Source organism: Streptomyces sp. NPDC102441 (assembly GCF_044765585.1).
Classification (GTDB): Bacteria; Actinomycetota; Actinomycetes; order Streptomycetales; family Streptomycetaceae; genus Streptomyces.
In genome coordinates this window covers 172,813-199,760 of sequence record NZ_JBIWKH010000017.1, presented here as the reverse complement: position 1 = coordinate 199,760, position 26,948 = coordinate 172,813, and the positions used below count along the sequence as shown (strand labels likewise).

25 protein-coding genes are annotated in these 26,948 nt (G+C 71.3%); 9 read left to right on the top strand and 16 right to left on the bottom strand.

Annotation, left to right across the window (positions count from 1 at the left end):
• Positions 1-90: 90 nt before the first annotated feature.
• The 7 genes from ACIREO_RS32600 to ACIREO_RS32570 all read right to left on the bottom strand — a co-directional run bounded on the left by ACIREO_RS32600 (position 91) and on the right by ACIREO_RS32570 (position 6,666).
• Positions 91-1,425, bottom strand: a complete 1,335-nt coding sequence (locus tag ACIREO_RS32600; protein WP_404116729.1) for a hypothetical protein — start codon at positions 1,423-1,425, stop codon at positions 91-93.
• Positions 1,422-1,997, bottom strand: a complete 576-nt coding sequence (locus ACIREO_RS32595; RefSeq protein ID WP_099173480.1) for a SigE family RNA polymerase sigma factor — start codon at positions 1,995-1,997, stop codon at positions 1,422-1,424. The genes ACIREO_RS32600 and ACIREO_RS32595 overlap by 4 nt, the downstream gene beginning before the upstream one ends.
• A gap of 361 nt (positions 1,998-2,358) precedes the next feature.
• Positions 2,359-3,423 carry an aspartate-semialdehyde dehydrogenase gene (locus ACIREO_RS32590; protein WP_404116727.1) on the bottom strand — a complete coding sequence of 355 codons (1,065 nt, stop codon included), beginning with the start codon at positions 3,421-3,423 and terminating at the stop codon, positions 2,359-2,361.
• Positions 3,420-4,691, bottom strand: coding sequence for an aspartate kinase (locus ACIREO_RS32585; RefSeq protein WP_404116725.1), 1,272 nt, complete (start codon positions 4,689-4,691; stop codon positions 3,420-3,422). Before ACIREO_RS32585 ends, ACIREO_RS32590 begins: the two co-directional genes overlap by 4 nt.
• A gap of 228 nt (positions 4,692-4,919) precedes the next feature.
• Positions 4,920-5,579, bottom strand: coding sequence for a DUF5063 domain-containing protein (locus ACIREO_RS32580; protein ID WP_404116723.1), 660 nt, complete (start codon positions 5,577-5,579; stop codon positions 4,920-4,922).
• A gap of 83 nt (positions 5,580-5,662) precedes the next feature.
• A complete protein-coding gene (gene recR / locus ACIREO_RS32575) occupies positions 5,663-6,262 on the bottom strand; it encodes a recombination mediator RecR (protein ID WP_404116721.1) in 600 nt (199 codons plus the stop codon).
• A 68-nt stretch (positions 6,263-6,330) separates the two neighbouring features.
• Complete coding sequence (locus tag ACIREO_RS32570) at positions 6,331-6,666, bottom strand: YbaB/EbfC family nucleoid-associated protein (RefSeq protein ID WP_404116750.1); 336 nt, start codon at positions 6,664-6,666, stop codon at positions 6,331-6,333.
• Positions 6,667-7,026: 360 nt separating this feature from the next.
• On the opposite strand from ACIREO_RS32570, the gene ACIREO_RS32565 reads away from it, so the two are divergent.
• On the top strand, positions 7,027-7,815 hold the full coding sequence (locus ACIREO_RS32565; RefSeq protein ID WP_404116719.1) for an SLATT domain-containing protein: 789 nt from the start codon (positions 7,027-7,029) through the stop codon (positions 7,813-7,815).
• A 30-nt stretch (positions 7,816-7,845) separates the two neighbouring features.
• On the opposite strand, the gene ACIREO_RS32560 is transcribed toward ACIREO_RS32565, so the two are convergent.
• The 3 genes from ACIREO_RS32560 to ACIREO_RS32550 form a co-directional block, all read right to left on the bottom strand.
• Entirely contained in the window at positions 7,846-8,496 is a 651-nt protein-coding gene (locus ACIREO_RS32560; protein ID WP_404116717.1) for a hypothetical protein, read from the bottom strand.
• 106 nt (positions 8,497-8,602) lie between these two features.
• A complete protein-coding gene (locus ACIREO_RS32555; protein ID WP_404116715.1) occupies positions 8,603-9,316 on the bottom strand; it encodes a GntR family transcriptional regulator in 714 nt (237 codons plus the stop codon).
• A 90-nt stretch (positions 9,317-9,406) separates the two neighbouring features.
• Positions 9,407-10,780, bottom strand: a complete 1,374-nt coding sequence (locus tag ACIREO_RS32550; protein WP_404116713.1) for an aspartate aminotransferase family protein — start codon at positions 10,778-10,780, stop codon at positions 9,407-9,409.
• A gap of 204 nt (positions 10,781-10,984) precedes the next feature.
• Between ACIREO_RS32550 and ACIREO_RS32545 the strand changes: the two genes are divergently transcribed.
• Entirely contained in the window at positions 10,985-12,757 is a 1,773-nt protein-coding gene (locus ACIREO_RS32545) for a serine/threonine-protein kinase (protein ID WP_404116711.1), read from the top strand.
• Positions 12,758-12,778: 21 nt separating this feature from the next.
• Here ACIREO_RS32545 and ACIREO_RS32540 read toward each other — a convergent pair whose 3' ends face one another.
• Positions 12,779-14,236 (bottom strand): helix-turn-helix domain-containing protein, encoded by a 1,458-nt coding sequence (locus ACIREO_RS32540; protein WP_404116748.1) that lies wholly within the window; start codon positions 14,234-14,236, stop codon positions 12,779-12,781.
• A 367-nt stretch (positions 14,237-14,603) separates the two neighbouring features.
• Between ACIREO_RS32540 and dnaN the strand changes: the two genes are divergently transcribed.
• Positions 14,604-15,722, top strand: coding sequence for a DNA polymerase III subunit beta (dnaN, locus tag ACIREO_RS32535; protein WP_404116709.1), 1,119 nt, complete (start codon positions 14,604-14,606; stop codon positions 15,720-15,722).
• A gap of 87 nt (positions 15,723-15,809) precedes the next feature.
• Here the strand turns inward: dnaN and ACIREO_RS32530 are convergent, their stop codons facing one another.
• Positions 15,810-16,307 (bottom strand): hypothetical protein, encoded by a 498-nt coding sequence (locus tag ACIREO_RS32530; protein WP_404116707.1) that lies wholly within the window; start codon positions 16,305-16,307, stop codon positions 15,810-15,812.
• Between the two features lie 97 nt (positions 16,308-16,404).
• Positions 16,405-17,298, bottom strand: a complete 894-nt coding sequence (locus tag ACIREO_RS32525; protein ID WP_404116705.1) for a glycoside hydrolase family 19 protein — start codon at positions 17,296-17,298, stop codon at positions 16,405-16,407.
• Positions 17,299-17,565: 267 nt separating this feature from the next.
• Between ACIREO_RS32525 and ACIREO_RS32520 the strand changes: the two genes are divergently transcribed.
• Positions 17,566-19,113 carry a substrate-binding domain-containing protein gene (locus ACIREO_RS32520; RefSeq protein ID WP_404116703.1) on the top strand — a complete coding sequence of 516 codons (1,548 nt, stop codon included), beginning with the start codon at positions 17,566-17,568 and terminating at the stop codon, positions 19,111-19,113.
• Positions 19,114-19,177: 64 nt separating this feature from the next.
• Positions 19,178-19,717: a hypothetical protein gene (locus ACIREO_RS32515; RefSeq protein WP_404116701.1), complete on the top strand. Its 540-nt coding sequence runs from the start codon at positions 19,178-19,180 to the stop codon at positions 19,715-19,717.
• A 100-nt stretch (positions 19,718-19,817) separates the two neighbouring features.
• Here the strand turns inward: ACIREO_RS32515 and ACIREO_RS32510 are convergent, their stop codons facing one another.
• Positions 19,818-21,101: an adenylosuccinate synthase gene (locus tag ACIREO_RS32510; RefSeq protein ID WP_404116699.1), complete on the bottom strand. Its 1,284-nt coding sequence runs from the start codon at positions 21,099-21,101 to the stop codon at positions 19,818-19,820.
• Positions 21,102-21,287: 186 nt separating this feature from the next.
• Here ACIREO_RS32510 and ACIREO_RS32505 point away from each other — a divergent pair, with 186 nt between their 5' ends.
• A complete protein-coding gene (locus tag ACIREO_RS32505; RefSeq protein WP_404116697.1) occupies positions 21,288-22,121 on the top strand; it encodes a diacylglycerol kinase in 834 nt (277 codons plus the stop codon).
• An 18-nt stretch (positions 22,122-22,139) separates the two neighbouring features.
• On the opposite strand, the gene ACIREO_RS32500 is transcribed toward ACIREO_RS32505, so the two are convergent.
• Positions 22,140-22,652: a GbsR/MarR family transcriptional regulator gene (locus tag ACIREO_RS32500; RefSeq protein ID WP_404116746.1), complete on the bottom strand. Its 513-nt coding sequence runs from the start codon at positions 22,650-22,652 to the stop codon at positions 22,140-22,142.
• Between the two features lie 92 nt (positions 22,653-22,744).
• Between ACIREO_RS32500 and ACIREO_RS32495 the strand changes: the two genes are divergently transcribed.
• Genes ACIREO_RS32495 through ACIREO_RS32485 form a run of 3 tightly spaced genes read left to right on the top strand, consistent with a single transcriptional unit; the run spans position 22,745 to position 25,757 of the window.
• On the top strand, positions 22,745-23,689 hold the full coding sequence (locus ACIREO_RS32495) for an ABC transporter ATP-binding protein (RefSeq protein WP_404116695.1): 945 nt from the start codon (positions 22,745-22,747) through the stop codon (positions 23,687-23,689).
• Positions 23,686-25,335, top strand: coding sequence for an ABC transporter permease (locus ACIREO_RS32490; RefSeq protein ID WP_404116693.1), 1,650 nt, complete (start codon positions 23,686-23,688; stop codon positions 25,333-25,335). The genes ACIREO_RS32495 and ACIREO_RS32490 overlap by 4 nt, the downstream gene beginning before the upstream one ends.
• Before the next feature lie 50 nt (positions 25,336-25,385).
• A complete protein-coding gene (locus ACIREO_RS32485; RefSeq protein ID WP_404116691.1) occupies positions 25,386-25,757 on the top strand; it encodes a hypothetical protein in 372 nt (123 codons plus the stop codon).
• Here ACIREO_RS32485 and ACIREO_RS32480 read toward each other — a convergent pair.
• Complete coding sequence (locus tag ACIREO_RS32480) at positions 25,740-26,945, bottom strand: cytochrome P450 (RefSeq protein WP_404116689.1); 1,206 nt, start codon at positions 26,943-26,945, stop codon at positions 25,740-25,742. The genes ACIREO_RS32485 and ACIREO_RS32480 overlap by 18 nt on opposite strands.
• Positions 26,946-26,948: the final 3 nt, after the last annotated feature.

The following is a 26,948-nucleotide window of genomic DNA, read 5'->3' as shown; positions in this document are numbered from 1 at the left end:
CACCGCAGCCAGCCGGCTCGCGGCACCCAAACCCGTGAACTGGTGCGGAAAACGACTCACGTGGTGCCAGAGCAACTCACAACCAGATCACTAGGAGGCGTCCAGTACGCCTGTGCGGTAGATCGTGCCGGCGCACGCGTTGGCGATCGTGGTCTCCGCGGTCGGCGCACCCGCCTCCGGGGTGTGGGTGACAGCGATGCTGCCGTCCGCCGGGCCCTCGTCCGCACTGCCGAACTGCGCCGCCACGTCCGTCGTCCCCGCGCCGCTCCCCGCTGCACCCTCGCCGCCGCTTCCGCCGCCGTCCGTGGGCGTCGGGCTCGGCGAACCGCCTGTGGTCGGGCAGGTGTCCGACGGCACCCACGCGAAGCGCACCTCGTAGGCCATCGCCGGCTTCAGGAACACGGCCCCCCGCTCGAGCGAGGGGTCGGGCAGCCCGGCCGCGGGGTCGCCCGCGGTGTGCTGCACCACAGTGATCTTCAGCGGATCGGCTGCGCCCGCCGCCTGGAAGGCGACCGTGCCGTTGGTGGTCACCGAGCAGGCGTCACCGGAGACGTTGGCGATCTTGAAGGACCCGTACACCGTGCCATCCGCACGAGCGGCCCCCGCGTCGGCGGAGGCGACGCCGAGCTGGTCTGGATCGCATGCCGCGGTGGCCGCCACACCGGCGCCCGGGGAGTCGTCCAGGCCTTCGGTCCCGTTGCTCTCGGCACCCTGGTCCGAGCCCCGCGACGGAGCGGCGGAGTTACCCGTCTCGCCCTCTGCGCCCTCGCTCCGGCGGTCCTCGGGGCCCGCCGTCCTTCCGCCGTCGGTCTCGGCGCCCCCGTCCTCACCGCTGCCCCCCTGCGCCTGCTCGCCATGGCCTGCGATGGCGGGGCTGGCCGTGGCGGAGCCGTCCGAATTCGCCACGTGGACGAAGGCGGGAACCGCCGTACCGATCAGCAGCGCCGCTGCCGCCGCGCCCACGATGCCCTGCCGCCGTCTGGCGCGCCGGGCGGGTACAGCGCGGTGCAGATGGTCGAGGGTGCCGTCGGAGGGCTCCAGCCCCTGGACCGCGCCCCGCAGCATGCGGCGCAGCGCGACCTCGTCCATGCCCTCGCCGTCGGAGCCGCCGGCACCCGCAGAGCCGTCGGAGCCGCCGGAGCCGCCCCCGGAGATACCGCCGCCCCGAGCGCCGCCGCCGCCGAAGAGTTCGGTCAGCGTGCCGTCGTCCCCGGTACCGGCGGCACCGCCACTGGAGTCGCCGCCCTCCGGGTCCGCTCCCGGGGCGGCGGGCCCTGAGGCGGCTTCCGCGCCGTCGACCGCGCCGGTGTCCTGCTTCCGTTCACCGTCCCGCTCCGGATCGGTGTTCGGGATGTCCTCCGGCCCGTGGTTCACAATTCCGTTTCCAGTCCGGTCATCGTCGTGCCTGTGCTCGGGCCCGCTCATGCCTGCGCCTCCATCACCACGCGCAGAGCCGCGATGCCCCGGGAACCGTACGCCTTCACCGAACCGAGCGATATCCCCAGCGTCTCCGCGACCTGGGCCTCCGTCATGTCCGAGAAGTAGCGCAGCACCAGCACCTCGCGCTGGCGGCGCTGCAGGCCCTTCATCGCCTTGATCAGCGCGTCCCGCTCCAGCTGGTCGTACGCGCCCTCCTCCGCGCTCGCCATGTCGGGCATCGGCTTGGAGAGGAGCTTCAGGCCGAGGATGCGCCGACGCAGCGCGGAGCGGGACAGGTTGACCACGGTCTGGCGCAGGTACGCCAGTGTCTTCTCCGGGTCGCGCACCCGGTTCCGCGCCGAGTGCACCCGGATGAACGCCTCCTGCACCACGTCCTCGCAGGACGCGGTGTCGTCCAGCAGGAGCGCCGCGAGACCCAGCAGCGAGCGGTAGTGGGCGCGATAGGTCTCGGTGAGATGGTCGACCGTCGTTCCTGCCGCCACCGTCTCCTCAGCGCCCTCGCGCTGCGAAGGCAGCCGGGTGGAGCGCGCGGCGGGCATGGGCGCGATCACCGGCATACCGCCGGCCGCGGGGCGGGGCCGCCGGAGCGGACGCGCCGAAGCGCCCCGCAACGGGCCCACCACTGTGATATCGAGAACCTCTGCCACGCCAGTTGGACACGCTTCCCCCCGTCAGGGTTGTACGCGTACGGCACCGCGTTCGATGCTGTGCGACATGCCCTCATTCGTACCTGCTCTTCCCCAAATGCCCTGAAAACGCATCCAGCCATGCAGAAGTGACGACATAGACGCGTCCCGCCCGCCTAGCGGTTGCGGAGGGCCGGGAGATCATCGTCGGATATGACAACGCCCCAGCTCAAGAGGTTCAGACCAGCAAGTTACTCACAGGACGCACACAGATCCTACAAAACAGGTTCGATCAGGTACGAGAAAATTCCCCGGCCAGCGACTCGGCGATCTGGGCCACATTGAGAGCCGCACCTTTTCGGAGATTATCGCCGCAGATGAACATCTCGACGGCGTGCGGATCGTCCATCGACTGCCGCACCCGGCCCACCCAGGTCGGGTCGGTGCCCACCACATCGGACGGCGTCGGGAAGTCACCGGCCGCCGGGCTGTCGAAGAGGACCACCCCGGGCGCGGTCGCCAGGACCTCGTGCGCCCGCGCCACGGACACCTCGTTCTCGAAGCGGGCGTGCACGGACATGGAGTGCGTCGCGACGACGGGTACGTACACGCAGGTGGCGGTCACCTTCAGGTCCGGAAGGCCCAGGACCTTCCGGCACTCATCGCGGATCGCGAGCTCCTCGGACGACCAGCCGTCCCCGGCGTCGGTCCCGGCCCAGGGCACCACGTTCAGCGCCACCGGGGCGGCGAAGGGGCTCTTGTCCCCGTCCCCCAGCGCCCGCCGTACGTCTCCGGGGCGTGTGCCCAGCTCCGTACCCGCCACCAGGGCGAGCTGCTCGCGGAGCGCTGCGACACCGTCCCGGCCCGCGCCGCTCACCGCCTGGTAGGACGAGACGATCAGCTCCCGCAGCCCGAACTCGGCGTGCAGCGCACCGATCGCGACGATCAGCGACAGCGTCGTGCAGTTCGGGGACGCGACGATGCCGCGCGGTCTCAGCCGCGCCGCATGGGGGTTGATCTCGGGGACGACAAGTGGCACGTCGTCGTCCAGCCGGAAGGCCGCCGAGTCGTCCACGACCACGGCGCCCCGGGCCGCGGCAACCGGCCCCCACTGCGCGGACACCTCGTCCGGAACCAGGAACAGGGCGACGTCCACCCCGTCGAACACGTCCTCGGCGAGTGCGAGGACCTCGGTCTCCTCACCGCGAACGACCAGCTTGGTGCCGGCCGCGCGTGGAGAGGCGATCAGTCTGACCTCGCCCCAGACGTCCTCGTGCTGAGAGAGGATCTGGAGCATGACGCCGCCGATCGCCCCGGTCGCGCCGACGACCGCGAGCGAAGGGCGGCGTCCTGTCATCGGCCGGTGCCCCCGTAGACGACTGCCTCGTCGGAGTCGCTGTCCAGTCCGAAGGCGGTGTGCACGGCGCGCACGGCCTCGTTGACGTCGTCGGCACGGGTGACCACCGAGATGCGGATCTCGGAGGTCGAGATCAGCTCGATGTTCACGCCGACGTCCGACAGCGCCTCGAAGAAGCCCGCGGTGACCCCCGGGTTGGTCTTCATACCCGCGCCGACGAGGGAGATCTTCGCGATCTGGTCGTCGTAGCGCAGCGATTCGAAGCCAATGCCGACGCGGCTGCGCTCCAGGGCGTCGATGGCCTTGCGGCCCTCCGCCTTGGGCAGGGTGAACGTGATGTCCGTCAGCCCCGTCGAGGCGGCGGAGACGTTCTGCACCACCATGTCCATGTTGATCTCGGCGTCCGCGATGGCGCGGAAGATCGCGGCGGCCTCGCCCGGCTTGTCGGGAACACCGACGACCGTGACCTTGGCCTCGGAGACGTCGTGGGCGACTCCGGAGATGATGGCGTGCTCCACCTGCTGGTCCCCTTGCGGCTCGTTGCTGACCCAGGTGCCGCGCAGTCCGGAGAAGGACGAGCGGACATGGATCGGAATGTTGTAACGGCGTGCGTACTCGACGCAGCGGTGCAGCAGCACCTTGGAGCCGGACGCCGCCAGCTCCAGCATGTCCTCGAAGGAGATCCAGTCGATCTTCTGGGCCTTCTTCACGACCCGGGGGTCGGCGGTGAAGACACCGTCCACATCGGTATAGATCTCACAGACCTCGGCGTCCAGCGCGGCGGCCAGCGCGACAGCGGTCGTGTCGGAGCCACCGCGACCGAGGGTCGTGATGTTCTTGCCCTCCTGGCTCACGCCCTGGAACCCGGCGACGATGGCGATGTTGCCCTCGTCGATCGAGGTCCGGATGCGACCGGGCGTGACATCGATGATGCGCGCTTTGTTGTGGACCGAGTCGGTGATGACACCGGCCTGGCTGCCCGTGAACGACTGGGCCTCGTGGCCCAGGTTCTTGATCGCCATCGCCAGCAGGGCCATGGAGATCCGCTCTCCGGCGGTCAGCAGCATGTCGAACTCACGCCCGGCCGGCATCGGAGATACCTGCTCGGCGAGATCGATCAACTCGTCCGTCGTGTCGCCCATCGCGGACACCACGACAACCACCTGGTTGCCGTTCTTCTTGGCGTCGACGATTCGCTTGGCAACACGCTTGATGCCTTCGGCATCGGCTACGGAGGAGCCTCCGTACTTCTGCACGACAAGGCCCACGTGCGCTCCTCGCTCAATAATGGTGCGGTCGGCTCAGTTTAACGAGCAGTCCGGAATCAACCCATCGGTACCGAATGGTGAGATGTCCCGCTCACCACCCGGAACGCCATGTCGCTCCGAACTGCTCGTACCGGGCTGTTGCCCGCTTCCCCGCCCCGCACGCCTCTTTGTGTCCCAGGACACAACAGGCACAACAGGCGCCGCAGACGCAGAAGGCGCAGAAGACCGCTAGAGGACCGGTCGCAGACCCAGCGGCGCCGCGATCTCCTCGACCATCACACGCCCGGCCTCCTCGGCCAGATCCCCGTCGCCCGGGTCCTGGTCCGTGTCCAGGCCGTCGAGCTCCTCGAGCGGCTGGTTCAGCCGGATGTGGGCGATCAGCGACTGGAGCGCGCGCAGGGCCGCAGACGCGGTGGAACCCCAGTTGGAGAAGTACGAGAACTGCCACCACCACATGGCCTCCGCCGTGCGGTCGGCCTCGTAGTGCGCGAGGCCGTGACTCAGGTCCGTGACCAGATCGGCCAGGTCGTCGGAGATACGGTGGGGTACGGGCGCCTTGCGGGGCTCGTACGGGTCGAAGACCTCGGAGTAGACGTCGATGGGCTCCAGGAGCTCCGCGAAGCGCTCACGCAGCCCGTCGGCGTCCGGCTCGGCGCCCAGGTCCGGCTCGTAGCGCTCGTCCGGGAGGATGTCCTCGTACGCGCCGAGCCTCCCGCCGGCCAGCAGGAGCTGGGAGACCTGGAGGAGCAGGACCGGGACGGCCTCCTCGGGCTCCTCGGCCTTGGACACCTCCGTGACCGCGACGACGAACGTCTTGATCTGGTCCGCGATCTGGACGGCGAAGTCGTCCGGATCCTGCGTGACGGAGTTCAGCGTGGCTTCAGACATCGAAGGAACCTCCCGTGGGCACGGTCGCGAACGGTAGGTAGAACATAGCGCCGCCGTACGTAAAGACGCAGTCGGATGCCGGGTCACACATCGAGCAGCCGCCTCCCCTCGAAGGCGCGGCCGAGGGTGACCTCGTCCGCGTACTCCAGGTCGCCGCCCACGGGCAGTCCGCTGGCCAGCCGCGTGACCCGCAGGCCCATCGGCTTGACCATCCGGGCGAGGTACGTCGCGGTGGCCTCACCCTCCAGGTTGGGGTCGGTCGCCAGGATCAGCTCGGTGATGGAGCCGTCCGCGAGCCGGGCCAGCAGCTCCCTGATGCGCAGGTCGTCGGGGCCGACGCCCTCGATGGGGCTGATCGCGCCGCCGAGCACGTGGTAGCGGCCCCGGAACTCACGGGTCCGTTCGATCGCGACGACGTCCTTGGGCTCCTCGACCACGCAGATGACCGAGCGGTCACGGCGCGCGTCCCGGCAGATACCGCACTGCTCCTGCTGGGCGACGTTGCCGCAGATCTCGCAGAAGCGGACCTTGTCCTTGACCTCGAGGAGGGAGTGGGCGAGACGGCGTACGTCCGTGGGCTCGGCCTGCAGGATGTGGAAGGCGATCCGCTGCGCGCTCTTGGGACCGACGCCCGGCAGCCTGCCCAGCTCGTCGATCAGCTCCTGAACCACGCCTTCGTACAACGGAACGCCTCTCCTTCTTCCTGCTCGTACCGGTCCGGAACGCCTGGGCAGCCTGGGTGGCTACAGGGTCAGAACGGGAGACCGGGCATGCCGCCCAGGCCCTGGGCCAGCGGGCCCAGCTTCTGCTGCTGGAGCTGCTGGGCGTTGTCGTTCGCCGCCTGGACCGCGGCGACCACGAGATCGGCGAGCGTCTCGGTGTCCTCCGGGTCCACCGCGCCCGGGTCGATCACCAGGGCGCGGAGCTCGCCGGACCCGGTCACGGTGGCCTTCACGAGACCACCGCCCGCCTGTCCCTCGACCTCGGTCCTGGCCAGCTCCTCCTGGGCCACGGCAAGATCCTGCTGCATCTTCTGGGCCTGCTGGAGCAGCTGCTGCATGTTGGGCTGGCCACCACCGGGAATCACGGTCACTCCTGGCACTTCGACGACGGATTGTTTCGGTATGCCGAGCCTACGTGTTCGCCGGACGCCGCGCCCCACCCGCCGGGGACCAACTCTTTCGGGTGAGTTCTGAAAAGTGCCTGCCGTGCTCCTATACCTGACCAGAGGCCGTGCCTGCCCGGGAATCCCGCGATTTCGACCCCGCGGCCCACCATTCGGCGGTAGGAAGAGCATGCGTATCCGTACCCATACGCATAGTGAAGGTAACGCAGAGTTACGCGTAGGGAGCCCCGGTCATATGCCGGTGCCCGCCCCCTATGTGACCGAGAACCGTGCCGATCCGCGTCGATACGCGCCGAACGCAGAGTGCAGAGGAGTGCCCCGGTGAGTCAGCCGGAGATGCAGCCCGAAGGGCCGCCCCGCAAGGAGTCCGGCGCGGGATCCGGTGCAGGCACCGGAACCGAACGGTCCGGTTCACGCTACGGTTCGAGCCCACGGGACCTGACCGGCCGCGCCTTCCCCCTCGGCGACTGGGGCGAACCCGCCGAGCGGCTCGACGAGCTCTACCGGTGGGTCGAGGCCGGCGCCATGGAGACAGCCGACTGGTATCTGCGTGACCGCGTCCGCAAGCGGCGCACGGCCAGGCTGCTCCGGCTCGGCACAGCGGCAGGGGTGGTCTCGGGCGCGGCCCTCCCGCTGCTCGATCTGACCGGGGAGCTGCACGGATCGGCCGGCTGGGGCTATCTGTCGCTGCTGCTGGGCGCCGCGTGCATGGCGTGCGACCGGTACTTCGGGCTGACCTCCGGCTGGATAAGGAATCTCGCGACGGCACAGGCCGTGCAGCGGCGCCTGCAGGTGCTCCAGTTCGACTGGTCATCCGAGTGCGTCCGCGAGGTGCTCGGGCCGACGGAGGGCACCGCCAGCGAGGCCGCGGAGCGGTGCCTGGGGGTGCTGCGCCGGTTCTCCGAGGACATCACCGAGCTCGTCCGCATGGAGACCGCGGACTGGATGGTCGAGTTCCGGGCCGGGCCCGCGCCCATGGGCATGCAGTCGCTGGTGACCGGCGGACCCGGCGGCCGCCCCGAGCCGGGGTCCGCGCCCGGCCGGCTCACCATGCCCGCGGCGGTCCGGCCGAACATGCCGCGCCAGCGTCCGCCGGAGCCGCCCCGCTGAGACCGGAGCCGCCCCGGGGGACGCGGCCGGTCAGCTGAAGATGATCATCGAGCCCTGCGCGAGGCTGCGGGTGACCGCCGCGTGCAGGCCCAGCCAGACGTGCCGCTCCCGGGCGAACGGGTTGTCGTCGTACGGGACCGGAGCCGCCGGCTCCTCCAGCGTGGTCGGGCCGGCGGGTGGAAGGGGGGCGGCCGGCGGGTTGGCCGGGTCGATGCCGATGGACGGGGCGACGAACTCCAGCTCACGCAGCAGGCCGTGGGCGGAGCCCAGCGGGCCGCCACCCTCCAGGAGCTGGTCGTCGGAGAGCGGATGAGGGAAGTCCACCGGGACATACGCTCCGGCGTGGTCGTAGTGCCAGACCAGGTGCGACTCCTGCGCGCTCTGCTCGAACATCTCCAGCAACTGCTCGTAGTCCCCGCCGAGTTCGTCGACGGGCGAGACGGCGAGGCCGCTCAGCTGGAGCAGGTAGGCGCGGCGCAGGAAGTGCAGGGCGTCGTAGTCGAAGCCCGCGACCGGGGCGACGTCCCCGGTGAGCCCTGGCATATAGGCGTAGACGGGCACGGGCGGCAGCCCCGCCTCGGTCAGCGCCTTGTCGTAGACGGCGATCTCTTCGGCGAACGGGTTGTCGGGGCTGTGGCACAGCACATCGACGAGGGGGACCAGCCACAGGTCACAGGCCACGAAGTCTCGCTCTCCAACGGGTTCGTGCGATGGTCGGAACAGCGTAATGCGGCCGCGACCCCGCGCACAGGGTGCGGGCCTGCCGCGCGCCTCGGACCGCACACGCTCAGGTGTGGCCCGGGTGCGGGGGGTCGTCGGAGGCCAGCCGGTCCGCCCAGTCCATCCCGTGCGTGTAATAGGCGTCCAGGACCGCGCGTACGGCGGGTCCGTCGACGGCTGCGATCGCCTCCACCAGCTCCTGGTGGCCGTTCCACAGCCAGTCGCATACGTCACCGTCCCCGCGCAGATACGGGACGGCGAAGGCCCAGGCCTGCATCCGCAGCCGCTGCAGGAAGTCGCTGATGTAGGCGTTGCTGATGACGGCGCCGAGTTCCCGCCAGAACCGCAGGTCGTAGCCGATGAGGATGTCGAGGTCGCCGCTGCGCGCCGCCCGTGCGGCCTCCTCGCCCCGGCGGCGTACGGAGACGAGGGCGGCCCTGTGAGCGCCGATCAAGGCGGGCGCCGAACCGGTACCGTCGAAGATCCGCCGGAACACCCCGTCTATGACCAGGGCGCGCGCCTCCACCATCGACCGGTAGTCGGCGACGGTGAACTCACGGACGCGGAAGCCGCGGTGCTGGTCGGATTCGAGCAGCCCCTGCGCGGAGAGATCGAAGAGCGCTTCCCGGACGGGCGTCGCGGACACCCCGTACTGCTCAGCGATCTGCTTGACGGTGAACTCCACCCGTGGCCGCAGACGCCCCGCGAGCACCTCGTCACGCAGTGCGTCGGCGATCTGCTGCCGCAGAGTACTGCGGGTCACACCTCCGCTCGCACCCATGACGCCCCCTCTTTCTCGGCTTGGGTCACCTTAGACCGGCCCCGTGCCCGGTTCCGGGCACGGGGGGGAGGGCATCGTGTCCCGTGCCGTCTACACCGTGTGTTCGTCGGCGACCGAGAGGGCGGCGTCCAGGGCCGCCAGGCCCTCCTTCGCCTCGGCCTCGGTGATGTTGCAGGCGGGGACGACGTGCGTGCGGTTCATGTTGATGAAGGGCCAGAGGCCGTTCTTCCTGCAGGCCGCGCCGAACGCGGCCATCGGGGCGTTGGCCTCGCCGGTCGCGTTGTACGGGACCAGGGGCTCGCGGGTCTCCCTGTCACGGACCAGCTCCAGCGCCCAGAACGCGCCGAGACCCCGCACCTCGCCGACGGACGGGTGGCGCTCGGCGAGCTCGCGGAGGCCTGGGCCGAGCACGTGCTCGCCGAGGTGCGCGGCGCTCCCGACGGTCTTCTCCTCCTCCATGACCTTGATCGTGGCGACGGCGGCGGCGCAGGCCAGCGGGTGGCCGGAGTAGGTGAGCCCGCCGGGGTACGGGCGGGTCTCGAACGTGGCGGCGATCTCGGCGCTGATCGCGACGCCGCCGAGCGGCACGTAACCGGAGTTGACACCCTTCGCGAACGTCATGAGGTCCGGCGCCACCCCGTGGTGGTCGGCGGCGAACCACTTCCCGGTGCGTCCGAAGCCGGCCATCACCTCGTCCAGCACGAAGACGATCCCGTACCTGTCGCAGATCTCGCGGACGCCCGCGAGATAGCCGGGCGGCGGCGTCATGATGCCCGCCGTGCCGGGGATCGTTTCCAGGACGACGGCGGCGACGGTCGCGGGGCCCTCGTAGGCGAGCGTGTCCTCGAGGTGCTGGAGTGCGCGGGCGCACTCCTCGGCCTCCGTCTGCGCGTAGAACGGGGACCGGTAGAGGAACGGCGCCCAGAACCGGACGACGCCCGCCGATCCGGTGTCGGACGCCCAGCGGCGCGGGTCTCCGGTGAGGTTGATCGCCGTGGCGGTGGCGCCGTGGTACGAGCGGTAGGCGGAGAGCACCTTGTGGCGTCCGGTGTGCAGCCGGGCCATGCGGACGGCGTTCTCGACGGCTTCGGCGCCGCCGTTGGTGAAGAAGATCTTGTCCAGGTCCCCGGGGGTGCGCTCCGCGATGAGACGTGCCGCCTCCGAACGCGCCTCGACGGCGAACGCGGGGGCGAACGTGGCGAGCTTCCCCGCCTGCTCCTGGATCGCCGCGACGACGGTGGGGTGCTGGTAGCCGATGTTGGTGAAGACGAGACCGCTGGTGAAGTCCAGATAGCGGTTGCCGTCGTAGTCCCAGAAGTACGCCCCCTCGGCGCCGGCGACGGCGAGCGGGTCGATCAGGCCCTGGGCGGACCAGGAGTGGAACACGTGCGCGCGGTCGGCGGCCTTCACGGCCGCGCCCGCTGCGGGGTCGGCGTACGGGGCGCGAGGGGCATCGGAGCTCATGCGAACGAGCGTATGCGCCGGATCCGGCGTCCTCCATGGCCACTGTGTACGGCCTGGGCCGCCCGGCTCGGCAGGGTGTCGGGTCCCCACCGGGTCCAGCCGCACCGCGGCAGGAATCCCGGAGGACCGAGGGCGGTCCCGGGGACCGGCGCCGCTATTCTCGACCCACGGTCGGCCATGGCCGTACGGGGGAGGAAGCGCACCATGGAGAAGCTGGGCTCCGGCGATCCGCAGCGCATCGGCAGCTACCGGCTGCTGGGGCGCCTCGGCGCCGGCGGGATGGGCCAGGTGTTCCTGGCCCGTTCGGACCGGGGCCGCACCGTCGCCATCAAACTGGTCCGCCCGGACCTCGCCGAACTGCAGCATTTCCGCGACCGCTTCCGGGCGGAGGTGCAGGCCGCCCGGCGGGTCGGCGGTTCCTGGACCGCGCCGGTGCTCGACGCCGGAGTGGACGACGCGGTCCCGTGGGTCGCCACCGGTTACGTCGCCGGCCCCTCGCTCCACCGCATCGTCGCGGGCCGTCCGGGCGCTCCGGTGGCCGACTCCGGGGCGTACGGCCCGCTCCCCGAACGCTCGGTCCGCATCCTGGGCGCCGGGCTCGCGGGCGCTCTCCAGGACATCCACCGGGCCGGGCTGATCCACCGTGACCTGAAACCGTCCAACGTCCTCATGACGATCGACGGGCCCCGGGTCATCGACTTCGGGATCGCCCGGGCCCTGGAGACCGTCGCCGACGGCGGCCTCACCCGAACCGGCGCGATGATCGGCTCACCCGGATTCATGTCGCCCGAGCAGGTGCGGGGCGAGCGGGTGACACCCGCCTGCGATGTGTTCTGCCTCGGCTCCGTGCTGGCGTACGCGGCCACCGGCCGGCTGCCGTTCGGTGCGGCGGACAGCGGGATCCACGCGCTGATGTTCCGGATCGCGCAGGAGGATCCCGACCTCACCGGCGTACCCGTCGATCTGGTCGAACTGATCCAGGACTGCCTGGCGAAGGATCCGGCCGCACGGCCCTCCGCGGACGGCGTGCTGGAGCGGCTGGGCGACACGGACATGACGGAGCCGTGGCTTCCGGGTGCGCTGATCGCCCAGCTGGGGCGGCACGCCGTGGAGCTGCTGGACTCCGAGGACCCGGAGGAGGACGGCCCCGCGCGGGGCGGCCCCCCGGTGGGCCCTCCCTCGGTGCCGCACACGCCCGGGCCCCCCGAGCCCGCCCGGCCCGCTCATCCCGCGCCTGCGGGGCCTCCCGGCGCCGGGCAGGGGCTCCCCACCGCGGCCGGGCCGCCCGTTCAGGTGCCGCAGCCGGCTCCGCCCGCGTACGGCTACCCGCGACAGCCCGCCCCCGCCTACGGGTACGGGCCCACTCCCCCGTACGGACCGCAGGCCGGCTTCACCCCGCCCGCGCCCGAGCGCCAACGAGGTGCGGGCTCCACACTGCTGCTGGTGGCCCTCGCGCTGCTCGTCGCGGTGGGGGCGGGCTGGGGGGTATACGCGTTCATGGGGAGCGGGGGCGGCGACTCCACGGCGTCCCCGACCGGCGACGTCTCCCCTTCCGGCGGCGGCTCCGCCTCGGACGGCACCAGCCCCGACGGCGCGAACCCCGACGACACGGCCGAAGGCGCCGTCCCTGCCGGATTCCTGGGCACCTGGTCCGGGAGCATCGAAGGAGGCGCGGGCGTGCCCACCCGCCAACTCGTGCTCCAGCAGGGCGAAGTGGGCGACACGGTGCTGTCGCTCACCGCCGAGGGCCCGCTCGACACCGGCGGCTCCTACCACTGCGTGTTCCAGGCCGACCTGCAGAGCGAGCCCTCCTCCGGCGGGCCCGTCCGCATCGGCCCCTCCCGGGTCACCGACGGCCGGCCTCTGACGTCGTGCACCCCGGGGGACCCGACTGTCCTGACACTCCTGCCCGACGGCACCCTGCGCCGCGAGATCACCTCGACCGGGCAGAGTCTGACGTACACGAAGACGAGCTGAGCGGTACGGAGCCGCTCCGGCTCACGCCGTGAGGTCCACCGCCCGGAACGCGAGCCACAGGTCGTACCGCGCGCTCGGCGTCTGGAGCAGCGACCGGCCCAGCAACGCCTCCAGCCGGGTGAGGCGCTTGCGCGCACCGGGTACGGAGATGCCCAGTCCGGCGGCGGCCGGGCTCAGTTGGGCCTCGCAGCGCAGCCATGTCCGCAGGGTCTCCTCCGCCATCGGCCCGGCCTGCGCGAGGGTCCGCAGCTGCTGGACGGCCCAGTCCTGGACTCCCGGGGCACGCAGGACCGTGCCGAGGTCCTCCGGTGCCGTGGAGCCCTCGGCGACGGATCGGTGCAGGGCCGGGGTGGCCCTGATCCGCAGGGCCAGGTCGAGGGCCGCCTGGTCCGGCACACGGTTCAGGTCCAGGCCGAGGAGTTCACCGACGAACTTCAGCCTGGCGGCCAGGGTGTTGCGGTGGATCTTCAGGTGCTGGGTGGCGTGGGAGGAGAAGGCCAGCCAGGACGCGACGGTGGCCGACAGCTCCTGGCTGCCCGGGTCCTGCGAGCGGCGTGGCAGATGGGCGAGGAGAGGGGCGAGCAGGGCATCGGCCCATCGCGCCCCGGCGGCGCCGACGACCAGCGCGAGCTCCGGGGCGGCGCCGAATCTCGCGTGGCGCCCGGGGAGGCCACGGGCGACGGCGAGGGCGTGGAAGGCCTGCCGGTAGGCGGTCGCCGTGTCGGGCAGCGCCACTTCCTCGCTGACGCCCACGACGCAGTCGTCCACGAGCCCCGCGACGGCCTGGCCGAGGGTGCGGCCGCTCTCCGGCCCCGCCGCTTCCGCTTCCTCGTCCGCCGGCACGATCAGGATGAGATGCCGGGCGTAGACCGGACAGCGCACGATCCAGGTCCGGCCGCCGGAGGCGTCCGTACAGATCCGGGCCACCTCGTCCCGCTGCCCGCCGGAGCACTCGACGACGCAGACGCGTACGGGGTCGGGGAGTTTGGGCCGCAGGGCTCCCGCCACCTGGTGGGCGATGGACAGCTGGCCCGTCATCAGCAGATGCAGCACGGCCTCGCGGCCCCGGGACTCCGCGAGGTCCACCCGTCTCCGTTTGCGTGCGACGCTCTCCGATGCCCAGGACAGGGCGAGCGGCATCACCGCGTCGGCCATGAGTGTGGTCAGCCCGCCGGGCAGCGGCTTGGGTGCGACGAGGGCGAGGACCGCGCCGTCGCTCTCCGGTGTCCGGTCGAGGGGGAGCAGCAGCGCGGCGCACTCGCCGGTGTCGAGGGCGTACGAGCCGGTGCCCCGGGCCGTCAGCTCCTTCGCCGCCCGGGAGGCGAGCCCGGCCGCCTCGTGCCCCGGCCACCGGATGTTTCCGGCCACGGCCTGGAGCACCGTGCCGCCCCCGTCCAGAATCCCGGCCCAGCCCTCCGCCCGCTGGGCCAGCCTGCGCAACAGCTCCGGCGACCCCCCGGTCCGCGCCAGCCGGTACATCAGCAGTACGTCGTCGGCCCGTTCCCGCGCACGCACGTGTCCTCCGCTCCTCCCCGAAACCGGAGTGCAGAGTACCGGTCCGGCTGTGCGGTTTGATACCCGTCGGGGGCCACACAGTGCGATCTGAATCTCCCCGCCCACTGCCCCGCCCCCTTAAAGTCCCCAGCGTGTTCCGGGACGTTCGGGGGACGTCGGGGGACGTCAGGACGTCCCGGATCCGGGGGCCTGAGGACGTCGGGGGACGTCCGTACGGTACGGCGGCAGCGGCTCACGGGGGTGGTCGCTGTCGTCGGTCCACGGCGACTGTCAGTGGTGCCGCCTAGCGTGGTTCTCGACCGAGTCGTACGCCGGACGAGAGGCCCCTGTCGTGGAATTCCGTATGGAGCGTGGCGCGCTGACGGACGCCGTCGCCCGGGCGGCCCGGGTCCTGCCCGCGCGTTCCCCCGTTCCCGTCCTCGGGGGTCTTCTCCTCGACGCGGAAGACGGCCGTCTCCGGGTGTCCGGGCTGGACTTCGAGGCCTCCGCGCGTGTCGAGACGCAGGCACACACCGCCCGGCCGGGGAAGGCGCTGGTCATGGGGCGGCGGCTGCTCGACATCTGCAAGGTGCTGCCCGAGGGGCCCGTGGAGTGCGCGGTGGAGGGCCCCCGTCTCACGGTCACGGGGGACGGCTCCCGCTTCGGCCTCTCGCTCCTGCCCCTCGACGACTACCCCGCGCTGCCGCCGCTGCCGGAGGTCCGCGGGGCGTTGGCCGCCGGGGAGTTCGCCTCGGCGGTCGCGCAGGTGGCGGTGGCCGCGGGGCGGGACGACACCCTGCCGACGCTCACCGGCATACGCCTCGCGCTCGACGGTTCCACGATGACGCTGGCCGCGACGGACCGGTACCGCTTCGCGGTGCGCACCCTGGCGTTCGAGGCGGCGGCCCCAGGTGTGACGGCCGAGGCCGTGGTGTCGGCCCGTCGGCTGGCCGACATCGCCCGGTCGCTCGGCAGGTCCGGGCAGGTCGACGTCGCCCTGGGCGGAGGCTCGGTCGGATTCGAGCACGCCGGCACGCGTACGACGGTGCGCCTGCTGGACGGCAGACTGCCGCGTCACGACAAGCTGTTCGCGATGACGGACCCCACGGTCGTGGCGATGGACCGGGCCCGCCTGGTGGAGGCCGTCAAGCGGGTCTCCGTGGTCGCGGACGGCGGCAGCCCGCTGCAGATGACCTTCACCGCCGGGCCGGAGGGCTCGGTGCTGCTGCAGGCGGGGTTCGAGGACGACGTGGCCTCGCAGCGGGTGCCGACGGCCTCGGCCGTCGGCGCGGAGATGACGGTGGCCTTCAACCCCGGGTATCTGCTGGACGCCCTGTCCTCCTTCGAGGACGCGGCGGTCCGGATGAAGCTGATGGGGCCGGGGCAGCGCGCCATGATCACCGGCGGGGAGGACACCGGGACGGCCACGCACCAGCACCTGCTGATGTCCGTGAAAACGCCGCTGCTCTGACCTCCGCGGCGGGCGCCGCGGGACCCCGGGACGGATCGGCGCCGCGGGACCCCGGGACGGATCAACGTCGCGGGGCCCCGGGACGGATCAGCGTCCCGGGAGCGTCGCCGTCTCCCCGATCGCGGCCAGCAGCCAGATGGGGAATTCCGGATCCGCCTGCCCGATGGAGAGACCGAGCCACCGCGTACCTCCGGGCACGCGCCAGACCTGCATGCTGCCCGCCAGATTGCAGAGCTGCCCCATCGGCTCAGGAACGGCGGCGCGCACGCCGTCCTCGTCCCCCTCCAGATACGGCCAGAGTTCGACGGTCTCCGGCTCGCCCCACCGCTCGCTCAGCGCGGTGGCCAGGACGCTGAACTCGGCCTCGATCTCCTGCTCGGCGGGTTCGACGAGCTCGGGTGACCGGTCGTCCCAGAAGTCCTGGCTCGCCCGCAGGATCAGCAGGTGATGTCCGGGCCCGCTGCTGCGCACGCCGTTGTCCTCGTCCCCCTCCCCCACCGGGTACGGCAGGGCGAGAGCGCTGTCGATCAGGGCGAGGCGGGCCTCGGTGGTCGTGGGAGGGGTGCCTGCGCTGTCGGTGTCCATGGTCCGTGATCCTGCCGACCGCCGGTCCCGGAACGCGAATCGGGGGCGTGTCCGGCCGCTGCCCGACACGCCCCCTCTCCCCGGGGTGGGGCCGGTTTCAGCAGCTCAGGTTCGAGCCGGGTGTGGTGCCGAGGATCTGGACGAACGCCTGGTACTTGTCGATGCGGCTCTGCACCTGGGCGGGGTTGCCGCCGTTGCACTCGATGCTGCCGTTGATCGAGCGGATCGTCTCGCCGAAGCCGGCGCCGTTGACGATGGCGTTGTGGGGCGTCATGGTGCCGGGGCCGGTCTGGGTGTTCCAGTACCAGAGGCCGGTCTTCCAGGCCACGGCCGCGTTCTGCTCCACCTGCCAGGGGTTGCCGAGCAGGTCGATGCCGAGCGCGTCACCGGCGGCCTTGTAGTTGAAGTTCCAGCTGAGCTGGATCGGACCACGGCCGTAGTAGGCGGCCTGGCCGGCCGGGCAGCCGTAGGACTGGCTGGTGTCGCAGTAGTGCGGGTAGTTCGCGGTGTTCTGCTCGACGATGTGCACCAGGCCACCGGTCTCGTGGCTGACGTTGGCGAGGAACGCCGCCGCCTCCTGCTTCTTGACCGTGTCGCTTCCGGTGTTGGCGAAGCCGGGATAGGCGCTCAGGGCCGCGGTGAGGCCGCTGTAGGTGTAGAAGGAATTCCGGCTCGGGAACATCTGGTTGAACTGGGACTCGCTCACGACGAAGCCCGAGGGTGCCGGCTCCTCCGGGTCCGTACCGCCGCCGGAACCACAGCTGCCCTGGTCGGCCCAGACGTCGGCCGTGCCGGGCTGCTCGTTCTGGGTCCACCACTTCGCGGACCAGTTGTGCCCCCCGTACGAGGCCGATCCGCCACCCGTGTAGACGGAGGAGGAGCTCCAGGCCGGAGCACAGGCGGCGGCCGATGCCGTGGAGGCGGGGATGAAGACGAACATCGCGATGACCGCGCCCAGTGCGGCGATCAGGCTCATGACACGTTTAGCCACGTGATCACTCCTTCGGCGCGGCGCCCGCGCCGAGCGGGCGCCGCCATGGGGGGTTACCGCCACTCAAGCGTCGATGGTCTGGACCTGTCAAGGTCTAGACCAAAACTCACCCCTCGCGCCATGCCTCCCAACTCCGGCCACAAACAGCCTTGTTGAACGCAAGGAGAACTTCGCCGGAAGGAAACCGGAGGCTCTCCTACCCCCACGGTCCCCGGCCGTACGGTGACGCCATCCCGCACACCGCACCCCCGAGGGAGCGCGAGGACCATGGAGTGGTTCACCCCCGAGAACGTCATCGCCGTCCTCACCGCCGGCCTGGGCGTCCTGACCTCGGCAGGCGTGCTCTGGTACGAACGCCGCGTCCCGCGCCGCAAGCGCATCGGCTACCGCGTGCAGATGGACACCCCCATAGGCAGCGAGGTGAGCCAGGGCCGGGCCAATGTGCGGCTCGGGCTCTTCAACGAGACCCCGGACATGGCCGACGCCACCCTCGTCCTGCTGCGCATCGAGAACGACGGCTCGCAGTCGATCGGCGACGAGGACTACACCGGCCGCGGTGAACTCAACGGGCTGACCGCGGAGTTCACCGGGCGTACCGTCCGCGGGATCGCGGTGACCCACTCACCGGACGCCGACCACCTGATGGACCACTTCACCCCGGCGGCCGGACTGCGGCACGAGGGCTCCGTCATCCGGCTGCCGCGCGTCCCGCTCAACCGAAACGAGCACTTCAAGCTCCTGGTCCTGCTCACCGGTTCGCACGTGGGCGGCCCGATCAAGATCACCGGGGGCATCCGGGACGGTGCCGTGGCGCGCAACAAGGCCGCCCGCCCCGACGAGAAGCCCCCGTTGTTCGGCCCGGCGGCCAGGAGCATCACCGTGGCCCTCACCGCCTGCGTGGTCACGCTCGCGGGCATCATCGTCGTACGGGACGACTCCCCGCCCCCGATGGACTGCGCCAAGGGCACCCTCACGGTCACCGGCTCCACCGCGTTCGAGCCGGTCCTGGAGGAGCTGGAGAAGAAGTACGAGGAAGAGTGCGAAGGCGCCGAGATCGACCTGGACATCCATGGCAGCAACGTCGGGGTCCAGAAGCTCGACAGCGCGGGCGCCAAGGCCGGAGCGTCCGGTTCCCCCTCCATGATCGCCCTGTCCGACGGCCCCAGGCCCGCGTCCCTCACCAAGCTGCGCGAGAAGCGGGTCGCGATCTCGCTGTTCTCCCTCGTCGTCAACGACACGGTGCCGGTGACCGACCTCTCGCTCGACCAGATCGGACGGATCTACCGCGGCGACATCCGCAACTGGAACGAGATCGAGGGCGGCACCGACCTGGAGATCCGGCTCGCCAGCCGTGACGCCAACTCCGGTACCCGCGAGGTGTTCCAGCGCCGTGTCCTGCACACCAACGAACTCGCCACGTCCTCGCGTGACTGCGCCACCAAGGACTACGCCGACGCCCCGGTCCTGCGCTGCGAACTCAACGGCACGGAGGAGGTCCTGGCCAAGGTCGCCGCGCTGGGAGGCGCGATCGGCTACACCGAACTGCGGAACGGCGAGGTACCCGAGGGCGCGCACCGGATCAGCATCGCCGGCACCACCCCGTCCGTCGACACGATCGGGACCAGCGACTACCCGTACCAGGAGATCGAGTACGCGTACACCTACGGATCGCCGCCCGCGAACTCCATGGTGGCCGGCTTCCTCGCCTACCTGGACAACTACGGCGAGGAGATCATGCGTACCAACGGCCACCTGGCCTGCTCGACCCCGAAGGGGATGCGGCTCTGCGGGGAGGGCTGGGTCATACCGGAGTAGGGGGCCGGAGACAGCACCCTGGTATCTGTCGGTGCCGTCCGGCCCGCTCCTAGCCTCCGTGCCCATGAAGACGACCAGACGAACGTCCCCCTCCCCGTCACACGCGGCCCGCCGCATCGCGGCCGGCGCGTGGGCCGCGGCCACCCTGCTCCCCCGCGGGGTGGCCGCGCTCGCCGCGGCCGCCACCGGCCGCGGCGGGGCCGCGTGCTCGCTGCTGCGGGTGGACGCGGGGCGTCCGGGAGCGGTGCGGGTGGCCGGGCACGCCCTGGCGACCGTGCTGCTGGGCGCGCTCTCCCTGGTCCTGACCGGCGTGCTCCTGATGGCAGTCGCCCGCGGGCTGTTCTACGGGTTCGTGGACCACGGCCCCTACGACAACTCCTGGGGAGGCCCGAGCCTGGCGGGGGCCTGGCTCGCACACTTCGCTGTCGCCACCCCCTGCGCCGTCGCCCTGGTCGCCGCGCTGTACGGAGTCGCCCGGCTGCAGGAGCGGCTCACGGCGCCGCTGCGCGGGGAGCGCAGGCCCGGCTGGGTGCTGCCTGCGGTGCTCGTCTGCTCCGCCGCCGGCGCGCTGTTCGTGTTCGCGTTCCTCCGGCAGCTGCCCTGACGGCGCCGCCCCCGGCAACGACGACGGCAAACGACGACGGCCGGACCTTCCACGGGGGAAGGTCCGGCCGCTCTGCCGATATCTCCTACAGGAAGATCTCCTACAGGAAGGAGTTGATCTCGATGGTCTCGGTGCGGCCGGGGCCGACACCGATCGCGGAGATCGGGGCGCCGGACATCTCCTCCAGCGCCTTCACGTACGCCTGCGCGTTCTTCGGCAGGTCACCGAAGGTCTTGGCCTTCGTGATGTCCTCGGACCAGCCCGGCAGCATCTCGTAGACCGGCTTCGCGTGGTGGAAGTCGGTCTGGTTGTACGGGAGTTCCTCGACGCGCTTGCCGTCGATCTCATACGCCACACACACCGGGATCTGCTCCCAGCCGGTCAGCACGTCCAGCTTGGTGAGGAAGAAGTCGGTGAGGCCGTTGACGCGGGTCGCGTACCGGGCGATCGGGGCGTCGAACCAGCCACAGCGACGGTCACGGCCGGTGGTGACACCGCGTTCGCCGCCGATCCGGCGCAGCGCCTCGCCGTCCTCGTCGAGAAGTTCGGTCGGGAAGGGTCCGGCACCGACGCGGGTGGTGTAGGCCTTGAGGATGCCGATGACCCGGCTGATCTTCGTCGGGCCCACGCCGGCACCGGTGCAGGCGCCGCCCGCGGTCGGGTTCGAAGAGGTGACGAAGGGGTACGTGCCGTGGTCGACGTCCAGCAGAGTGCCCTGACCGCCCTCGAAGAGGACGACCTTGCCCTCGTCGATGGCGTTGTTCAGGATCAGCGTCGTGTCGGCGACGTACGGCTTGATCTGCTCCGCGTACTGGAGCATCTCCTCGACGATCTTCCCGGCCTCGATCGCGCGCCGGTTGAAGACCTTGGCCAGGAGCTGGTTCTTCTGCTCCAGCGCCGCTTCGACCTTCTGCTCCAGGATCGACTCGTCGTAGAGGTCCTGGACGCGGATGCCCACCCGGTTGATCTTGTCGGCGTAGGTCGGGCCGATGCCGCGCCCGGTCGTACCGATCTTGCGCTTACCGAGGAAGCGTTCCGTCACCTTGTCGACGGTGACGTTGTAAGGAGTGATCAAATGAGCGTTGCCGCTGATCAGCAGCTTGGACGTGTCGACGCCTCGCTCATTGAGACCGCTCACCTCGGAGAGCAGGACCGCCGGGTCGACGACGACACCGTTCCCGATGACCGGGGTACACCCCGGCGACAGGATTCCGGAGGGGAGGAGATGCAGTGCGTACTTCTGGTCGCCTACGACGACCGTGTGGCCGGCATTGTTGCCGCCCTGGTAACGCACCACATAGTCAACGGATCCACCGAGGAGGTCGGTGGCCTTCCCCTTGCCCTCGTCACCCCACTGAGCACCGAGCAGCACAAGTGCGGGCACAGGCGTACACCCCTTCCGGGCGGGGCATGTCCAAGGTCAGGGGGCGTACGTAAAGGTCGTACCTGCCGCACGACGATGTACGGCAAAGCCTGAGCCGTCGAACCGGGTGCCCCGGAATAGACCAAGCCCCTGGCGCAATAGCGCAAGGGGCTCTTGCACCAAGATGCTACCCGAGGAAGGACCGAGGTGTCGGCTGCAGAGCCCCCCGGCGACGGCGACCACCAGCTACTCGTGCTCATCGACCCCCTTGCCCGCCGCTACGACGGCGAGTCCGTGCGCATCGCGAAGGATGTGCTGAGCGCGGGCGCACACGCCAAGATCTGCTTCGCGGACGGCCCCGACGAGTTCGCCAGGGCCCTGTCCCGGCGGGGCTCCAGGCGTCCGGTCGTCGTGGGCGACGACCATGCGCTGCTGCGCGCCGTGTCCCAGCTCCACCGGGAGCGGGAGCTGGCCGACAGCTCACTCTCCCTGATCCCGGTCGGCGCGGCGCACACGCTGGAACTGAGCTACTCGCTGGGAGTGCCCCGTGGCGCCGTGGCGGCGGCGCGCACGGCGCTCGACGGGTCCGCCCGCCGGCTGGATCTGCTCGTCGACGAGAGCGACGGGGTCGTCCTCGGCGAGCTGCGCATCCCTGCGGCCTGGCCCTCTCCGGGCCCGCCCCACACGGTGTGGGACACCTGCCGCACCCTGGTGGCCTCGCTGGTCCGCCCCGCCCCGCCCTCGCCCACCGGCCCCTCCCGGACGCACCGGCTGCGGGTCGAGGCGGACGGGGTCCTGCTGAACGACCTGGACCGGCCGGTCGAGGGCGTCTCGGTGACGGCCCAGGGCGACGGCGGGCCGGCCGACGTGGTGATCCACACGGCCTCCGGGGAGACGCACACGGCGGAGGCCAAGGCGGTCACGGTCTCCGGGCCCGACTTCCGCTACCGCGCGGACATACAGGTCGCGGGTCCCGTCAGGACCCGCACCTGGACCGTACGGGCGGATGCCTGGGGGCTGGTGCTCCCGGCGGACGTCTGAGATCCGCAGGCCACGGCCTCACCCCGGCGTCCTGCGGCTCTCGCGCCACCGGTCCAGGACGCCGACCAGTTCCGTCTGCATGAATTCGAAGAACTCCGCCGTCTCCGCGAGGCGCGCCCCCGCCGGGGTGTCCTCACCGAGGGAGCGCGCGCCGTCCTTCAGCGTGCGCTCCCAGCGGGTGAGCACCTGGTCACGGTTGGCGAAGGTGGCGTACCAGATCTCGTCGTGCAGGCGGTAGCGGTCGCGGCGTGAGCCGGGGTCCCGCTCGCGGCCGACCATCCTGACCTGCGTGAGGTAATTGATCGCACCCGACACGGCGGCCGGGCTGATCTGCAGCTGCCGGCCGAGGTCCGCCGAGGTCATGGAGGCGTCGTCGTCCGCGAGGAGCGCCGCGAAGACGCGCGCGGCCATCCGCTGCATCCCCGCCTCGGTCATCTCCGCGGCGAAGCGCTCGACGAAACGGGACACCGCGTCCTCGTCGCGCCCGGCGCTCTCCTCCGTGTTCCCTGGTTCCCCGGTCCCACTGGCCATGGCCTCCGACGCCTCCCCTGCTCCGATCACGGTCCAACTTTATATGCTTCCTTAACTTCACAATTTTGTGAAGCGCGCGTACTTTCAGAAACATGACGAAGGCGATCACCGTGGCCGGACTGCACAAGTCGTTCGGACGGACACACGCACTGGACGGCCTCGACCTCGCTGTCGAAGCGGGCGAGGTCCACGGCTTCCTCGGGCCCAACGGCGCCGGGAAGTCCACCACCATCCGCGTCCTGCTGGGGCTGCTGCGGGCCGACTCGGGCGCGGCCCAGCTGCTCGGCAGAGATCCGTGGCACGACGCCGTGGAGCTGCACCGGCGTCTGGCCTATGTGCCGGGTGACGTGGAGCTGTGGCCTGGCCTCACCGGCGGCGAGGCCATCGACCTGCTCTCGCGGCTACGCGGCGGCGCGGACAAGCGACGCCGCGACGAGCTGATCGAGCGCTTCGACCTCGACCCGACCAAGAAGGGCCGGGCCTACTCCAAGGGCAACCGCCAGAAGGTGGCCATCGTCGCCGCACTGGCCTCCGACGCCGAACTGCTGCTCCTGGACGAGCCGACCGCCGGACTCGACCCCCTCATGGAGGTGGTCTTCCAGGACGTGATCCTCCAGGCGAAGGCCGCGGGGAAGACCGTGCTGCTCTCCAGCCACATCCTGGCCCAGGTGGAGAAGCTCGCCGACCGGATCAGCATCATCCGGCTCGGCAGGACCGTGCAGTCCGGGTCGCTGAGCGAGATGCGGCATCTGACCCGTACGACGATCGAGGCCGAGACCGACCGCCCCGCCGAAGAGCTCGGCCGGCTGCCCGGGGTGCACTCCGTGGAGGTCACGGCCGAGGGCTCCGGAACCCGGGTGCGGTTCGCCGTGGACGGCGGCCATCTCGCGGGCGCCGTGAGCGAGCTCGCCGGATTCGGTGTGCGCAGCCTGATCAGCCACCCGCCGACCCTGGAGGAGCTCATGCTCCGCCACTACGGCGACGAGCTCTCCGCCAACGGCCACGGCCGGGCCGCCGCCCAGGGGGACGAACGATGAGCGCCGCGACCGCCGCCCGCACCCCCGCCACGGCCCGGACCGCCGCCGGCCCCGGAGCTCTGACGGGGACCCGCGCCCTGGTCGGCTTCGGCCTGCGCAGGGACCGGGTCAGGCTGCCCGTGTGGATCCTCGCGCTGTTCCTCGGCACGGTCGCCACGGCGGCCAACTACGAGACGCTCTACGCCGATCCGGCGGACCGCGCCTCCGTCGTCAGCACCATGAAGAGCCCGGCCGGGCTCGCCATGACGGGGCCCGAGCGCTATCTCGACGACTACACCTTCGGCTCGATGACGGGACACCAGATGCTCGGCTTCACAGCCGTTCTGGCCGGCCTCATGAGCGTCCTGATCGTCACCCGTCACACCCGCGACGAGGAGGAGACCAACCGCGCCGAACTGGTCCGATCCACCGTCGTCGGCCGGCACGCGCACCTGGCCGCCGCCCTGTCCGTCGCGGTGCTCGCCAATCTGGCCCTCGCGCTGCTCCTGGCCCTCGGCCTCGGCGCGATGGGCCTCGGCGCCGGCGGCTCGCTGCTCTACGGCTCCTCGCACGCGGCCGTCGGGATCGTCTTCGCCGGTGTCGCGGCGGTCACCGTACAGATCACCGCGCACACCCGGGGCGCCTCCGGCATGGCCCTGGCGGTCATCGGCCTCGCCTACGTCCTGCGGGCAGCCGGTGACGCGGGCAGTGGCGACGCGCTGTCCTGGCTGTCCCCGATCGGCTGGGCGCAGCGCACCTATGTCTATGTGGACAACCGCTGGTGGCCGCTGCTGCTCTGCCTCGTACTCGCGGTGCTCTCGGCGGGCGCGGGCTTCGTCCTCTCCACCCGTCGGGACGTGGGAGCCGGACTGCGTGCCGCACGGCTCGGCAGCCCGGTCGCGTCCTCGTCCCTGGTCCGGCCGCTCGGCTTCGCCCTGCGGCTGCACCGCTCGGTGCTGGCCGGCTTCGGCGCCGGGCTGTTCCTGATGGGCGCGATGTACGGGTCGATCCTCGGCGACGCGGACGACATGCTGAAGAACATCGATCCGCTCCAGGAGGCGCTGAAGGACATCGGCGGCGCGACCATGGCCGAGTCCTTCGCCTCGATGGTCATGGTGGTCCTCGCCGTCGTCACCGCCGTGTACGTGGTGATGGCCGCCCTGCGGCCGAGGTCCGAGGAGAGCGCGGGCCGGGTGGAAGCCCTGCTCGCGACCGGCCTGTCCCGCGCCCGCTGGGCGGGCAGCCACCTCGCCGTCGCACTGGCGGGCGGCACGCTCGTCCTGCTCCTGGCCGGGCTCGGCATCGGTGTCGCGGGGGCGGCGTCGGCCGGCGACTCCGGGCTGATCCTGAAACTGGTGGGCGCCTCGCTGGCGTACGCGCCGGCGCTCTGGGTCACGGTCGGAGTCACGGCCGTCCTCTTCGGCTGGCTGCCCCGGGCGGCCTCGGCGGCCTGGGCCGTGCCGGTGTACGCGTTCGTGGTCGGTTACCTGGGACAGCTGCTGCGATTCCCGCACTGGATGAACAACGTGTCCCCGTTCGGGCATGTGCCGCAGCTGCCCGCGGCCCCCATGAGCTGGACGCCCATGGCCGTACTCACGCTGATCGCCGCCGCCCTGATCCTGCTCGGTCTGGCAGGCTTCCGGCGGCGGGACCTGCAGACCAAGTAGGGAACCGGCCGTGGGGCGCGCACGTCTGGACGCGTATGGAACAACGTGACGTGGCTGGGTACGGCGGGTGTGCGACAGCGGCGCTCGGGGCGGCGACCGCCCTGTACGTCTGGGGCTCGTCGCGGCGCACCGGTCTGCACATGGGGGCCGGCCTGGAGGGGCACGGCAGGGACCTCTCCGTCCTGTGGACGGAGCTGCCCCTCGTCCTGTCGGCAGGGGCTCTGATCCCGCCGCTCACCTGGCTGCTGACCCTGCGTCTGCTGCGCGGGCGCAGGTCGCCGGGGCTCCGGGCCCTCGTCGCCGGGACGTGCACCGCGGGAGTCCTCGCCCTGTCCACGTGGGGCCTCCACACCTGGGCGAACCCGTACGACCCCGAGAACGTACGGCTCTCCGGCGCGCTCGTCTCAGATCTCGACCAGTAGCTCCCGCAGCCCCCGGATCACATAGCCCGGCTTCCACTCCGGCTCCGCCGTCAGCCGCATACCGGGCGCCCTGCGCAGCAGCTCCCCGAACGAGGCGGCGAGTTCGAGACGGGCCAGCGGGGCGCCCAGGCAGTAGTGGATGCCCGCACCGAACGAGATGTGCGGGTTGTCCTGCCGGGACAGGTCCAGCGTCTCCGCCTCGGCGAAGCGCTCCGGGTCCCGGTTGGCCGACGCGAAGAGCAGTGCGACCTGCGAACCACGCGGGATGACGGTGCCGTCGATCTCGATGTCGTCCAGGACCCATCGCGCGAACATGGGCACCGGGGTGTCGTAGCGCAGCAGTTCCTCCACGGCGGTCGGCAGCAGACTGTGGTCGCCGCGCAGGGAGGCCAGTTGCTCCGGGTGCCGGAAGAGCATCCACCAGCCGTTGACGGTGGCGTTGACGGTCGCCTCGTGACCGGCGTTGAGCAGCAGCACACAGGTGGAGATGATCTCCTGCTCGGTCAGCCGGTCCTCGTCGTCATGGGCGGCGATGAGCCCGGAGATCAGATCCGTCCCCGGGTCCACGCGCCGTGCGGCGATCAGTTCGCGCAGATAGCCGGAGAACTCGGCCGACGCCCGCACGGCGGTCCGCGCGGTCTCCTCCGGCGGGTTCAGCTCGAACATCCCGCAGATCGCCGCCGACCACGGCCTCAGCAGCCCACGGTCGGCCTCCGGGACACCGAGCATCTCGGCGATGACGGCCACCGGCAGCGGCTCGGCGACCGCGCTCAGCAGATCGCCGCCGCCCGCCTCGACGAAGTCACCGACGAGCCCGGCGGCCAGCCGTTCCACGGTCGGGGCGAGCGCCTCGACCCTCCGGGGCGTGAACGCCTTGGCGACCAGCCGCCGGATCCGGGTGTGGTCGGGGGCCTCCAGATCGAGGATCCCGTGCCCGTTGAGCGTGTGGAACGGTTCGTGGGCGGCGGGCGGAGCGGCGACGCCGAACTCGTCGTGGCCGAAGCGGTGCAGGTAGGTCCGCCCCAGCCGCCGGTCGCGCAGCAGCCCGGACACATCGGAGTAGTGCGGCACGAGCCACTGCCGCGTCGGCTCGAAGTAGTGCGCCCGGCCGGTGGCGCGCAGCGCGGCGTAGGCGGGGTACGGGTCGGCGACGAACGCCGGGGACCATGGGTCGAAGGACACGTGCATGAG

Excerpts from the sequence above, each read along its gene's own strand:
- ACIREO_RS32600 (WP_404116729.1), bottom strand. The coding sequence starts at position 1,425 with ATGAGCGGGCCCGAGCACAGGCACGACGATGACCGGACTGGAAACGGA.
- ACIREO_RS32595 (WP_099173480.1), bottom strand. The coding sequence starts at position 1,997 with ATGCCGGTGATCGCGCCCATGCCCGCCGCGCGCTCCACCCGGCTGCCT.
- ACIREO_RS32590 (WP_404116727.1), bottom strand. The coding sequence starts at position 3,423 with ATGACAGGACGCCGCCCTTCGCTCGCGGTCGTCGGCGCGACCGGGGCG.
- ACIREO_RS32580 (WP_404116723.1), bottom strand. The coding sequence starts at position 5,579 with ATGTCTGAAGCCACGCTGAACTCCGTCACGCAGGATCCGGACGACTTC.
- ACIREO_RS32555 (WP_404116715.1), bottom strand. The coding sequence starts at position 9,316 with ATGGGTGCGAGCGGAGGTGTGACCCGCAGTACTCTGCGGCAGCAGATC.
- ACIREO_RS32550 (WP_404116713.1), bottom strand. The coding sequence starts at position 10,780 with ATGAGCTCCGATGCCCCTCGCGCCCCGTACGCCGACCCCGCAGCGGGC.
- ACIREO_RS32545 (WP_404116711.1), top strand. The coding sequence starts at position 10,985 with ATGGAGAAGCTGGGCTCCGGCGATCCGCAGCGCATCGGCAGCTACCGG.
- ACIREO_RS32540 (WP_404116748.1), bottom strand. The coding sequence starts at position 14,236 with ATGTACCGGCTGGCGCGGACCGGGGGGTCGCCGGAGCTGTTGCGCAGG.
- ACIREO_RS32530 (WP_404116707.1), bottom strand. The coding sequence starts at position 16,307 with ATGGACACCGACAGCGCAGGCACCCCTCCCACGACCACCGAGGCCCGC.
- ACIREO_RS32520 (WP_404116703.1), top strand. The coding sequence starts at position 17,566 with ATGGAGTGGTTCACCCCCGAGAACGTCATCGCCGTCCTCACCGCCGGC.
- ACIREO_RS32515 (WP_404116701.1), top strand. The coding sequence starts at position 19,178 with ATGAAGACGACCAGACGAACGTCCCCCTCCCCGTCACACGCGGCCCGC.
- ACIREO_RS32500 (WP_404116746.1), bottom strand. The coding sequence starts at position 22,652 with ATGGCCAGTGGGACCGGGGAACCAGGGAACACGGAGGAGAGCGCCGGG.
- ACIREO_RS32495 (WP_404116695.1), top strand. The coding sequence starts at position 22,745 with ATGACGAAGGCGATCACCGTGGCCGGACTGCACAAGTCGTTCGGACGG.
- ACIREO_RS32490 (WP_404116693.1), top strand. The coding sequence starts at position 23,686 with ATGAGCGCCGCGACCGCCGCCCGCACCCCCGCCACGGCCCGGACCGCC.
- ACIREO_RS32480 (WP_404116689.1), bottom strand. The coding sequence starts at position 26,945 with ATGCACGTGTCCTTCGACCCATGGTCCCCGGCGTTCGTCGCCGACCCG.